Here is an 11,984-nt window from a genome sequence, read left to right as displayed (position 1 = left end):
TCAGACGGAATCTTTTAGTCGTTCCTCATTTTTTATCTTCATCAGCGCTCATTCGCGCCGATTTGCGGCCCATTATTTGATCAGTTCACGGACATCGGCTACTTTTCCTTCGATGGCCGCGGCGGCCACCATGGCGGGGCTCATCAGCATGGTCCGGCCGTCCTTCGAACCCTGGCGCCCGATGAAATTGCGGTTCGACGATGAGGCCGAGATCTCCCGGCCCTTGAGCTTGTCGGGGTTCATGGCTAGGCACATGGAACAGCCCGCCTCGCGCCATTCGAAACCCGCCTCCCGGAAGATCTTGTCCAACCCTTCCTTCTCGGCGGCGGCCTTCACCTGTTGGGAACCGGGGACCACGAAAGCCCGGACCTTCGAGGAGACCTTGCGGCCTTTGGCGACCTTGGCGGCCTCGCGCAGGTCGCTCAAACGTCCGTTGGTGCAGGAGCCAATGAAGGCCACATCGATGGGGGTTCCCTTGATGGGCTGGCCGGGTTTCAGGTCCATATGTTGGTAGGCCAGCTCCACGGTCTTCACCTCGTCCGCGGAGAATTTACCGACCGCGGGCAGTTGGTCGTTCACGCCCACCGACTGGTCGGGCGTGATGCCCCAGGTCACGATGGGTTCGATGTCCTCGCCCTTGAACTCGACCACGTCGTCATATTGGGCGTCCTTATCGGAGGCGAAGGACTTCCAGTAGGCGACCGCCTTGTCCCATTTATCGGCGGCCGGCGAATATTTGCGGCCTTTGAGGTAGTCGAAGGTGGTCTGGTCCGGGTTCACATAGCCTACCCGGGCGCCCCCCTCGATGGCCATGTTGCAGACGGTCATACGCTCTTCCATGGTGAAGTTGTCGAACACATTCCCGCCGTATTCGTAGGCGTAGCCGATGCCGCCCTTCACCCCCAGCTTCTGGATGATATAGAGGGTCACGTCCTTGGCGGTGACGCCGGGCTTGAGCTTGCCCGTCACATTGATCCGCCGGACCTTCAGGGCGTCCATGGCCAGGCATTGGGTGGCCAGCACATCCCGCACCTGGGTGGTGCCGATACCGAAAGCGAGGGTCCCGAAGGCCCCGTGGGTGGAAGTGTGGGAATCGCCGCAGGCGATGGTCATGCCGGGTTGGGTGAGGCCGTTCTCCGGGCCGACGATGTGCACGATGCCCTGGAAACCGGACTTGAAGTCGAAGAAGGGGACCCCGAAGTCACGGACGTTCTTCTCGATGGCGCCCATCATCTGCTCGGCCTCGCCGTCGGCGAAGGGCCGGGCCTGGCTTTGGGTGGGGACGATGTGGTCCACGGTGGCGAAGGTTCGGCCCGGGTAGGCCACCTTCAGGCCCTTTTCCTTGATCATGTCGAAGGCCTGGGGGCTGGTGACCTCGTGGATCAGGTGCAGGCCGATGAAAAGCTGGTATTGGCCGGTGGGGAGCTTGTCCACCACGTGGGAATCCCAGACCTTGTTGTAGAGCGTTCCTTTCGCCATAAAAACCTCCAAAACCTTATTAACCACAGGTTGCCTTCGGCAACCACAGAGAGCTCAGAGAACAATCCAAACATAGCCCCGATTCTAATATTTGTATAAGATATAGATTCTATATTTAGTATAGTTAAAAACTATTTATGAGTCGGGTCAGGATTTGTCTCCTCTGTGATCTCCGTGCCCTCTGTGGTTCGAAAGGTATTATGGAAACCCACCAACTTCGTTATTTCCTGGCCGTGGCCCAAACCGGGCGCTTCACCGAGGCCGCCAAGGCCTGCCATGTGTCCCAGCCCTCTCTTTCCGTCCAGGTCGCCAAATTGGAGGAGGAACTAGGGGGCCCCCTTTTCGAGCGCACCCGAAAAGGAGGAAGGTTAACGGCACGGGGCGAGACGTTCCTCCCGCGCGCGAAGGCCATCTTGGAGCAGATGGAATCGGCCCGGGCGGATGCCCAGGCCCTGTCGGGTTTGACCCTGGGCAAGGTGACCCTGGGCTGTATGCCCACGACCGGAGCCCATCTCCTGCCGCCTATCCTGACGGCTTTCCGCAAAAACCACCCTAAGATCCAGGTCCAGTTGAAGGAGGAATCCTCGCCCGACCTGGCGCGGGACCTGGAGCAGGGCGAGATCGAATTGGCCATCCTGGACGAAGAGGGCCTGCGGCCCGGCCTGGATTCCACCACGGTCCTTACCGAGGAACTGCTCCTGGCGGTCCCGTCCCGGCACCGCCTGGCGGGGAAGGGACCAGTGAGCTTGAAGCAAGCCGCGGAGGAATCCTTCATTCTAATGAAATCCGGCCACGGGTTCCGGCAGATCACGCTCGACCTTTACCGCAAGGTGGGACTGGAACCCCGGGTGGTCTTCGAGAGCGGCGGCATCGAAACAGTGCAGGCCCTGGTCGCCGCGGGATTGGGGATCAGCCTAGTCCCCCAAATGGTGGCCCGGTTCCCGGGCGTGGCTTACCTCAAGATCCTGCAACCCAAGGCGGCCCGGACCCTCTCGCTCGCCTGGCGCAAAAAGGCCCCGCTTTCCCCGGCGGCGGAAGCGCTCCGGAAGGTCATCCTTTCCCAAGAACTGGGATAGGCCGTGAAAGTGGGTTAAAATCCGACCGCCGCATCGATCCATCCTCAAAGGAGCCTTCCATGCCCTACGGCGTCATGGCCTTGCAGTTCCTCCATCTTCTTTTCGCGGGGGTGTTGATCGGAAGCACGGTCTTCATGAATTTCGTGCTCTGGCCGGTGCTCTTGAAGCGTCCCTCGGCCGAATCCCGCGCTTTCTTCGACGCCTCCTTCAAGCCGGTGAGCGTGTTGATGGGCGCCTCGGGCGGGTTGACCTTCCTGACAGGCCTCTTGCGGGGGACCGTCTTCGGCCAGATCAAGACCATGGCCGATCTTTCCACGGCCTATGGCATCACGTTCCTCGTGGCGGCCGTCCTGACCCTCTTTATGATGATCCACGGCCCCCGGACCGGGAACATGCTCTTGAAGGCGGTGTGGGACGGCAAGAAGTACCGCCAGGACGCGGCCCCCAAGGCGATCGGGATCGTCCGGTTCTCCCTGGTCATGATCCTGGCCATCTTCTTCTGCATGGTCCTCCTGCACTTCGGGCTGTAACGGTTCCCTTAAAAAACGAAAACCTTCTTGATTTGGGGCTGAGCGGCTCCTTAGCCTAGGGCCGCTCATCACCATCCAAGGAGGATCGTCATGAAGAAGATCGGGATCATCGGGTCGGGCGTGGTCGCCCAAACCTTGGGGACCAAATTGGCGGAACTGGGGCACGAGGTCTTCCTCGGCACCCGGGACCCCAAGAAGCTCGACGAAAAGAAGAACATGGCCGGGACCCTGAACGAGTGGCTGGCTTCCATCCAAGGCAAGGCCAAGGTCGTCACCTTCCAAGAAGCGGCCGCCCAGGGCGAGATCCTCATCAACGCCACCCATGGCCAGGCCTCCGTCGAGGCCCTCAAGATGGCCAAGGCCGACCAAGTGGGCGGGAAGACCCTCATCGATACTGCCAACGAGCTGGATTTCAGCAAGGGGTTCCCCATGGCCCTGGCCCACGAGGGCCGGTCGGTGGCGGGGGATATCCAGGCCGCCTTCCCGAACCTCAAGGTCGTCAAATGCTTCAACACCCTCGCCGCGCCCCTGATGGTGAACCCCAAGATGTTGCACGGCGGGGACCATACCATCGTCCTTTCGGGAAATGACGCGGGCGCCAAGGGTCAGGTGACCGATCTTTTGAAGGCTTTCGGCTGGACCGACATCCTGGACCTGGGCGACATCCACGCCGCCAAAGGGCAGGAAATGTACATGGGGCTTTGGGTGAGGCTTTATGGATCCCTCAAGAACGGGATGATCAACATCAAGGTGCAACGCTAGGCTTCAAAAGGGGGGGATATGCTTCCAAAGGTGAAGTTGGGGAACCAGGGCCTTAGGGTGTCCCGCATGGGGTTGGGATGCATGGGGATGTCGGATTTTTACGCGGGCCGGGAAGAGGGCCGGTCGTTGGAAACCCTCCAGCGGGCCCTGGAGCTGGGCCTGGATTTCTGGGACACCGCGGATATCTACGGACCTTTCACCAATGAGGAACTGCTGGGCCGGTTTCTGAAGGGCAAGCGGGACAAGGTCGTCCTCGCCACCAAGTTCGGCAACCAGCGGACCCCCGATGGGAAATTCCTTGGCATCAATGGAAAACCCGAATATGTCCGTTCCTGCTGTGAGGCCTCCCTGAAGCGCCTCCAGACCGATCATATCGACCTCTACTACCAGCACCGGGTGGACGCCTCGACGCCCATCGAGGAAACGGTGGGCGAGATGGCCAAACTGGTGAAGGAAGGGAAGATCCGGTTCCTCGGGCTTTCCGAGGCGGGGCCTTCGACCATCCGGCGGGCCCATCAGGCCCATCCCATTTCGGCCCTGCAGACCGAGTATTCCCTTTGGAGCCGGGACCCGGAGGGGGAATTGCTCAAGACCGTCCGCGAATTGGGGATCGGGTTCGTCCCTTACAGCCCGCTCGGGCGGGGTTTCCTGACCGGCGCCTTCAAGACCCTGGAGGACCTGGCCCCGGACGATTGGCGGCGGAAACAACCCCGGTTCCAGCCGGAGAATTTCCAAAAGAACCTGGACCTGGCCAAAAAGGTCCGGACCATCGCTTCCGAGAAGGGCTGCACCCCCGCCCAATTGGCGTTGGCCTGGGTCCTGGCCCAGGGCGAGGATGTGGTCCCCATTCCCGGAACGACCAAAAAGGAACGCCTGGAGGAGAATCTGGGGGCCTTGAAGGTCCACCTGGACAAGTCGGAGCTGGAACGGTTCGACCAGGACTTTCCCCGAGGCATCACGGCGGGGAACCGTTATGCCGACATGAGCACCGTCAACCGCTAGGCTTTCGGCGTGCGGGTTTTCCAGAACGCGATCACGAAAAGGGTGCCGAGGATGGCGTCGATCGTGGCTCCCGGCAGGATATAGATCCCGACACGGCCCGCCGCCAGAAGCAGGGCCACCGCGATGGCGAAAGGGAATTTCTCCAGGATGGCGGGGATCATCAAGAGCCTGTACTTGATGGGGTCGGTGGAGATGATGAGGAAAACCACCTGAAAGGCCAGGGAGACCCCCACGAAGCCGTAATAGTATTCGGGATGGGTGATGGCCGGGGGTGGAATGGCCTGGGGGTTGCTCTCCACGAAATAAAAAGGGAACAAGATCACGATCCCGTAGCTTCCTGCCAGACGGAACATCCATTTCGCGAAGTTCATGAAACCTCCTCGGGCCTTCGAATGTCCTCCATCTTAAAGCCCGGCCCCCTATCGGGGAACCGGGCTTTCATGGCGGAGAGAGAGGTCAGGACGAAAAGGGCATTTATCCCAATTTTATTCCGAGTGGAGTTTTTCGTCCCACCGCCAAAGGCGGTGCCGAACCCAGGGGTTCAAATCCACCCACTTCAACATGAAAGCCCAGTCCCCCTATCGGGGAACCGGGCTTTAATGGCGGAGAGAGAGGGATTCGAACCCCCGTTACGGTTGCCCGTAAATCTGATTTCGAGTCAGACGCATTCGACCACTCTGCCATCTCTCCGGGTCAAGTTGCTGGTTAGATTGTGGATCGGCCGTTCCGGTCGGGAATCCCCGAAAGGAGTGGTATTTTAGGAACAACCTATGGGCCCGACCAGCCTATTTTAAACCATACCTATTTATGAGAGATTAGAAGCCCTATGGCACCGACCTCCCTCGCCCATCTCCGCCGGGAATACCGCAACAAGCCCCTCTTGGAAAGCCAAGCGCCCGCCGACCCCCTCCGCCTTTTCGAGAAATGGTTCAGGGAGGCCCTCAAGGTGAAGGCCCTGGACGTGAACGCCATGATCCTCGCCACCGTCTCGCCCGCCGGCCAACCCTCGGCGCGGGTCGTGCTCCTGAAGGGCTATGACCGTAAGGGCTTCGTGTTCTTCACCAATTACCTCAGCCACAAGGGCAGGGACCTGGAGCGACACCCCCAAGCCAGCCTCCTTTTCTTCTGGCCCGAACTGAGCCGCCAGATCCGCTTGGACGGGACGGCCCGCCCGGTGGCCACTTGGGAATCGGACGAATATTTCCAGACCCGGCCCCGGGACAGCCAATTGGGGGCCTGGGTGTCGGAGCAAAGCCGGGTGATCGGGGACCGGAAGGTCCTGGACCGCCGAATGAGGGAATTCGAGGCGAAGTTCCGGGGTAAGCTGGTGCCCCGGCCTCCGCATTGGGGGGGATACCGCCTCAATCCCAAGACCATCGAGTTCTGGAAGGGCCAGCCCAGCCGATTGCACGACCGGTTGGTCTACCGCAAGAGGTCCGGAAATGGGTGGGCCCGGGAGCGTTTGGCACCTTGAAGACGATTTGAACCACGGAGGGCGCAGAGAACACGGAGAAAGTCCTTCGGTCTTTTGAACTCAATCAAGGTCCTGAAGGCATCCAGCCGAATGGGTCCTCTCTGTGGCCTCCGTGCTCTCTGTGGTTAGGAAACCTCTATGGATCAAAACCAACAAGCCCAGAACCGAAAGAAGATCCTCCAGACCCTGACCATCCTGGCGGTCATGATCCTTTTCTTCCTGGCCCTGGGGACCCTCCGCCGGGAAGTGCGCATGAACCGGCTGGACCAGGTCCTGGAATATTTCCAAGAGATCCCGGCCCGACAGTTCCTCCTGGCCCTGCTGGCCTCCATGGGCAGTTACTTCGCCCTCACCCTCTACGATGTGCTCGGGATCAAGCACATCAAGAAGTCCATGTCCTACTGGCGGACGGCCCTGACCTCCTTCGTGGCCTACAGCCTCAGCCATAACGTCGGGGCGGCGCCCATCACGGGCGGCGGCATCCGTTACCGGTTCTATTCGGCCTGGGGCCTGACGGCGGGAGAGTCGGCCAGCGTGCTGCTCATCTGCGGCATGACCTTCTGGGTGGGTTTCATGACGATGGGGGCCCTCTTTTTCTTCCTCCAGCCGCCGGAACTGCCGCCTTTCCAGTTGCCGCCCGCCCATTTCTTCTTCGGTACCTTCCAATTCGATTCCACGGTCTTTTCCGGCCTGGTCTTCGGTCTGGGTGTTTTCTGCGTGTTGGCCATCACGGCCTATCTCTTGAGCGCGCTTTTCGTGCGGGGAACGATCCGCATCGCCAAGTGGCATTTCCCAACGCCCAGCCTACCCATCGCCCTGGGACAGATGGCGGCGGGTTGCCTGGACTGGACCTGTTCCGGTTCGGTCCTCTATCTTCTCCTGCCCCATTCCTCCCTCACCTTCCCATCCTTCATGACCATCTACCTCTCCGCCCAGCTCCTGGGGTTCCTCAGCCAGGTGCCGGGAGGGTTGGGTGTGCTGGACGTCATCATCCTGGAGACCCTGGAGCCGGCCTTGCCCGCCACCAGCGTGGCCGGGGCCCTGCTGGCCTTCCGGATCTGCTACTACTTCATCCCCTTCCTGATGGGCCTGCTCAGCTTCGCCGGTTACGAGATCGTCCGTAACAAGGAGGGCTTCCGCCGGGGCCTGCTCATCCTCAACCGATTCGCGCCCGATATCGCCCCGCACATCTTCGGATGGGCCACCTTCCTGGCGGGAGCCTTCGCGGTGATGGCCAACGCATTTCCCGAGACCCCGCGCCGCCTGCTTTGGCTCAATGAATCCCTCCCCCTGGGGATGATCGAAGGGTCCCACCTTCTGATGGGGCTCACCGGCGCCCTGCTCCTGGTCACCGGTCGCGGGCTCCAACAGCGCCTGCGCTCGGCCTATTGGATGGCGTTGGTCCTGTTGGGGCTGGGCGTCCTGGGCGCCCTCTTCAAGGGTTTCGACTACAAGGAGTCCCTGACCCTGCTCATCCTTTTCGGGGCGTTGTTGCCCTGCGGACTTTACTTCACCCGCCGCAATTCGGTCTTCCAGCAAAGGTTCCCGCCCCTTTGGGTGACGGCCATCCTTTTCGTGCTCTTGAGCTTCATCTGGGTCGGGGTCTTCAACTACCGCCAGGAGGACTATGACCCCTCCCTTTGGAACAGTTTTGACCTGACCGGGGACTCGGCCCGGTTCCTGCGATCCGGGCTCCTTTCCACGGTGACCTTGGCCATTTTTTCCCTCATCGCCCTTTTATCCCCGACCCAGCCGGAGACCGATACCCCCGGCATGGGGGAATTGAACCGCGCCTTGGGGATCCTGCGGCGATCCTCCCGTTCCATGAACCTGTTGGCTCTCGCCGGGGATAAGGCCCTCTTCTTCAACAAGAAGGAGGACGCCTTCCTCATGTATGCCATCGAGGGCAAGAGCTGGGTGGTGCTGGGGGATCCGGTGGGGGAGGCGAAGGAACGGGAGGACCTGGCGCTCCGATTCCAGGACCTTTGCCGCCGCAAGAAAACCTGGCCTCTTTTCTTCCTGGTGGAGCCCGATCATTCCCAGTTCTACCTGGATATGGGGCTTTCGGTCATGAAGGTGGCGGAAAAAGCCCGCATGCCATTGACGGGTTTCCAGGTGGAGGGCATCCCTTCGACGGACCTCAAGCACAACCACCAACGCCTCAAGGGGAACGCGGACCTGACCTTCGAGGTAATGCCGGAGGGTTCCTTCAAGGCCCTGGCTCCCGAGTTGGGGCGCATCTCCGAAGAGTGGCTGCGCAAGATCAAGGGCCGGGAGAAGGGCTTCTCCGGCGGTTTCTTCCAGGAGCGCTACCTGAACTACCTTCCTCTGGGGCTGGTGCGCCAGGAAGGGAAGCTGGTGGCCTTCGCCAACCTGCTGGCCACGGCGGACAAGGCCGAGATCTCGGTGGACCTGTTGCGCTGGGGGGCGGAAAGCCCGGAGGGGGTGGAGGATTACCTGCTCCTGGAATGCATGGCCTGGGCTTCGGCCCAGGGCTTCCAGTGGTTCCATCTGGGGACGGCCCCGACCCTGGACCTGGAAGGCGGGCCCTTGGCGGCCTTCAAGGAAAAGCTGGCCGAGATCCTTTCCCCGGGCATCACGCGGCCCCGGCCCGTCGATGTGCGCAAGGAGATGGACCGTTTCAACGCCCACTGGAGCACCCTCTACCTGGCCGCCCCGGCCAACCTTTCCCTTCCGGCGGCTTTCCAGGACATCCAGTCCCTCATCGCGCAGGGGAGCCGGGTGAGGTTCAAGAAATGAGAAAGCCATCCTTTTCCCTGGCACTGGCCCTGGTCGGCCTCCTTCTGGGCGGTTGCGCCACGGGCCGCTACGCGGCCATCGAGCATGGCCCCACGGCATCACCCGAGGAGGCCATCCGCAACGCCGAGGCCTATCTTTGGCAAAGGCCTGACTGGAAGATCGATTGCTCCCATTTCGTGCTGGCCTGTTACCACTCGGCGGTCATGGACAAGTTCTTCTCCAAGTTCGGCTACCTGGGCCATAACCTCACCAAGGACCTTCGCATCTACATGGAACAGCACGGGAAAAGGCGGGCCCATGCCGCCGATATCCAACCCGGGGATATCCTCATCTTCAACAAGACCTACGATAAGAACGGCGACGGCCATATCGACGAGAAGGACACGGACACCCACTGCGGTCTGGTGGAGAATTTCAACGACATGGTGGTGACCTACATCGACGCGTCCGAATCCCGCAAGCCGCCGCGCATCCACCGCCGTCAGTTCAGTTTCTATGACCGGGGACCCAACGAGCACGTGGCCCGGGACCCGGCCACGGGGCGGCGCATCCGCGCGCGGGAAACCTTCTACGCGGCCTATGAGATGCCGAAGGACTAGGACCACCACCGAAAGACAATTGGCCACCGATCAAGGGGATGAACACCGATCTTAGAGGCTTCAGCCTTAACATCGGAGTTCATCGGGGTTTTTCGGTGGCTAAATGGGTTTTATTTCTTTAGAAAATCGATGGCGGCTTTTGCGGCGCGGTGGCCCGAGAGGCAGGCGCCTTCGATGGTGGCCGGAAGGCCGGTGTCGGTCCAGTCCCCGGCCAGGAAGACGTTGGGGAAGGGTGTTTCGCACCCGGGCCGTAGGGGCCCGGTCTCCAGGGTCCAGCGGAAGGTGGCGGCCATTTCCCGGGTGGCCTTGAAGTGGCGAACCTGAAGGTCCTTGGCCGCCGGACATCTCTCCCGCAGTTCCCTCATGGCGAGTTCCACTAGTTCCGCGTCTTTCATCGTTCCTAAGCCTTCGGCCGCGCTGGCGGTGAAGGACAGGTATTGCTCTCCCGCTTTCCCGCTCCATCCCCAATCGCTATTGCGGTTGAAGACCCATTCGAACTTCGCGCCCGGGAGACCCACCATCGGCTCGTCCGTGACCGCTCCCGACAGGATGACATGCACCGACACGATGGGGGACTTACCCAACCGGACCCAATCCTTCGGCCTATCCCAAATCCTTTCCGGCCAAAGGGCCGAGAGATTGGAGGGCGGTATGGCCCAGATGAGCGCGTCCGCTGTAAAAGTTTTGCCGGAGCGGGAAGTCAGTTCGAATGCACCACCCTGGACACGGAAGGATTGGATGCCCTCGTTGAAGTGGATCCGACCGCTGTGATCCTCTAGGAAGGGCTTCACCCGGGGGAATCCCAGTTCGCCCAGGGGTTGAGCGGGGACGGCCAGGGCACTATCCCGTCTTGTCCGGAAAAAGATGCGGTGCAGGACCTCGCCGATCCCGCCAGTGGGTACCCGGTCAGCGGCCAAGTTCATCACCGCGTTGCAAAGCGGTTCCCAGAACCTTTCCCGGGACCTGGGGCCCTGTCGCGTGGCCTTCAGGAAGGCATCGAGTGTTTCCGTGCCCGGTGGAAGGGAGAAGGGCTTACGCGAAAAGCGTTGGAGAGCCTTGGCCATGGCGACCTTTTCGCCCCAGGGAAAAGCATTGGAGGTCAGGAATCCCCAGGCCAGATGGAGCGGGGCTGGCAGGGGAGCGCAATTCAATTTCAGGACCTGACCGCCTTTTTCGAACCAAGTCAATCTCAAGGGATCGATCCAGAGGAAGGGATTCTTTTCGCCCAGGCGTTCCAGGAGCTTGAGTGTTTCCTCATAACAACCCATCAATAGATGGGGACCGTTGTCGACGGGCGCGGGGAAGTTCTCGGTCGCCGGGATGGAATAGACCCGGCCTCCCAGGGAAGAGCGGGATTCCAAGAGTTCGACCGAATGGCCCTTTTCGGCCAGGGCCGTCGCCGCGGCGACCCCCGCGAACCCTCCCCCCACGACCAGGACCTTGTTCATCCGGCCACTTTCCACCAGGCGCAACGAAGGACCGCGCCCAGGACCGAGCTGGCTTTTTCCCGCTTGGAAAGGCGCGTGCGGCCCCGCAGGATCCGGTCGGGATCGTTCCGTAACTTTTGATAGAGCCGGATATAGACCGAAGCGATGGCCTCGGAGAAGGCCCGGTCCCCCCGTTGGCGGAGGGTGAGGGCTTTCCGCGATCGTTCCAGGAAGGTCCAGGCCCGGTCCAACTGGAATTCCACGAAGGGTTTCCAATGGGAATTGCCCTCCTCAATGTTCGAGGGATCCAGGTGGAAGCGCTTGAAATCCTCCGCGGGAAGGTAGAACCGTCCCAGGTCCCGGTCCTCCAGGAAATCCCGGGTGATGTTCGTGAGCTGGAGGAAGATCCCGAGGTTCTCGGCATAGGCCCGGTGGGCGGCATCCCGTAACCCGAAAACTTCCATGATCGCCAATCCCGGACCGCCGGCCACCTGAAGGGCATAATCTTTGAGTTCCTGGAAACGCTTGAAGCGGAGGGGTTTCAAGTCCCGCTCCACCCCGGCGAGGATCCGCCGCAAGGGTTCGGGGGAGAGATGGAAGTCCTTCACGACCCCTTGAAAATCACGGAAAAGAGGGTCCCGGGCCCTTTGCTGGAAGGCCAAGGTCAGTTCCCTCTTGAAGAGGGCCAGTTTGCGGCGTTTTTGGACGGGGGTCCCGGGGCCGTCACTGATCTCATCGGCCGCCCAGCAGAAACGGTAAAGGGATTCCAGGGCCCGCCGCCGGGCCGGGGGCAGGAGGAGCAATGGGTAATAGAAGCTGGTCTTTTTTTCGAGGGAACCTTTTCGCGGGTCCAAGGGCTTCCTTTGCGCGGAAAT

The 11,984-nt window shown here is 61.1% G+C and carries 11 protein-coding genes and 1 tRNA gene; 7 read left to right on the top strand and 5 right to left on the bottom strand.

What is annotated here, in order from left to right; all coding sequences use genetic code 11:
* Window positions 1-72: 72 nt before the first annotated feature.
* Window positions 73-1,479, bottom strand: a complete 1,407-nt coding sequence (gene leuC / locus VHE12_04340; protein ID HVZ80013.1) for a 3-isopropylmalate dehydratase large subunit — start codon at window positions 1,477-1,479, stop codon at window positions 73-75.
* A gap of 200 nt (window positions 1,480-1,679) precedes the next feature.
* Here leuC and VHE12_04335 point away from each other — a divergent pair, with 200 nt between their 5' ends.
* The 4 genes from VHE12_04335 (at window position 1,680) to VHE12_04320 (ending at window position 4,849) form a co-directional block, all read left to right on the top strand.
* On the top strand, window positions 1,680-2,555 hold the full coding sequence (locus VHE12_04335) for a LysR family transcriptional regulator (GenBank protein ID HVZ80012.1): 876 nt from the start codon (window positions 1,680-1,682) through the stop codon (window positions 2,553-2,555).
* A 59-nt stretch (window positions 2,556-2,614) separates the two neighbouring features.
* On the top strand, window positions 2,615-3,085 hold the full coding sequence (locus VHE12_04330) for a hypothetical protein (protein ID HVZ80011.1): 471 nt from the start codon (window positions 2,615-2,617) through the stop codon (window positions 3,083-3,085).
* A 90-nt stretch (window positions 3,086-3,175) separates the two neighbouring features.
* On the top strand, window positions 3,176-3,847 hold the full coding sequence (locus VHE12_04325; protein HVZ80010.1) for an NAD(P)-binding domain-containing protein: 672 nt from the start codon (window positions 3,176-3,178) through the stop codon (window positions 3,845-3,847).
* 18 nt (window positions 3,848-3,865) lie between these two features.
* Complete coding sequence (locus VHE12_04320) at window positions 3,866-4,849, top strand: aldo/keto reductase (GenBank protein HVZ80009.1); 984 nt, start codon at window positions 3,866-3,868, stop codon at window positions 4,847-4,849.
* Here VHE12_04320 and VHE12_04315 read toward each other — a convergent pair.
* Both VHE12_04315 and VHE12_04310 read right to left on the bottom strand, forming a co-directional pair.
* Window positions 4,846-5,220, bottom strand: a complete 375-nt coding sequence (locus tag VHE12_04315) for a hypothetical protein (protein ID HVZ80008.1) — start codon at window positions 5,218-5,220, stop codon at window positions 4,846-4,848. The genes VHE12_04320 and VHE12_04315 overlap by 4 nt on opposite strands.
* Window positions 5,221-5,449: 229 nt before the next feature.
* A tRNA-Ser gene (locus VHE12_04310) sits at window positions 5,450-5,539 on the bottom strand.
* A 136-nt stretch (window positions 5,540-5,675) separates the two neighbouring features.
* On the opposite strand from VHE12_04310, the gene pdxH reads away from it, so the two are divergent.
* The 3 genes from pdxH (at window position 5,676) to VHE12_04295 (ending at window position 9,682) form a co-directional block, all read left to right on the top strand.
* The gene (gene pdxH / locus VHE12_04305) at window positions 5,676-6,323 is read left to right on the top strand and encodes a pyridoxamine 5'-phosphate oxidase (protein HVZ80007.1); all 648 of its coding nucleotides are present in this window, start codon (window positions 5,676-5,678) and stop codon (window positions 6,321-6,323) included.
* Window positions 6,324-6,461: 138 nt separating this feature from the next.
* Window positions 6,462-9,083, top strand: a complete 2,622-nt coding sequence (gene mprF / locus VHE12_04300) for a bifunctional lysylphosphatidylglycerol flippase/synthetase MprF (protein HVZ80006.1) — start codon at window positions 6,462-6,464, stop codon at window positions 9,081-9,083.
* Window positions 9,080-9,682, top strand: a complete 603-nt coding sequence (locus VHE12_04295; GenBank protein HVZ80005.1) for a hypothetical protein — start codon at window positions 9,080-9,082, stop codon at window positions 9,680-9,682. Before mprF ends, VHE12_04295 begins: the two co-directional genes overlap by 4 nt.
* Before the next feature lie 110 nt (window positions 9,683-9,792).
* On the opposite strand, the gene hpnE is transcribed toward VHE12_04295, so the two are convergent.
* Both hpnE and VHE12_04285 read right to left on the bottom strand, forming a co-directional pair.
* Window positions 9,793-11,130, bottom strand: a complete 1,338-nt coding sequence (hpnE, locus tag VHE12_04290) for a hydroxysqualene dehydroxylase HpnE (GenBank protein ID HVZ80004.1) — start codon at window positions 11,128-11,130, stop codon at window positions 9,793-9,795.
* Complete coding sequence (locus tag VHE12_04285; protein HVZ80003.1) at window positions 11,127-11,963, bottom strand: phytoene/squalene synthase family protein; 837 nt, start codon at window positions 11,961-11,963, stop codon at window positions 11,127-11,129. Before VHE12_04285 ends, hpnE begins: the two co-directional genes overlap by 4 nt.
* Window positions 11,964-11,984: the final 21 nt, after the last annotated feature.

This window comes from bacterium (assembly GCA_035549195.1).
In the GTDB taxonomy this organism is placed as follows: domain Bacteria; phylum Oederibacteriota; class Muellerivitia; order Muellerivitales; family Muellerivitaceae; genus DASZRK01.
The sequence above is the reverse complement of the archived record's forward strand: the minus strand, read 5'-3'. Positions and strand labels throughout refer to the sequence as shown.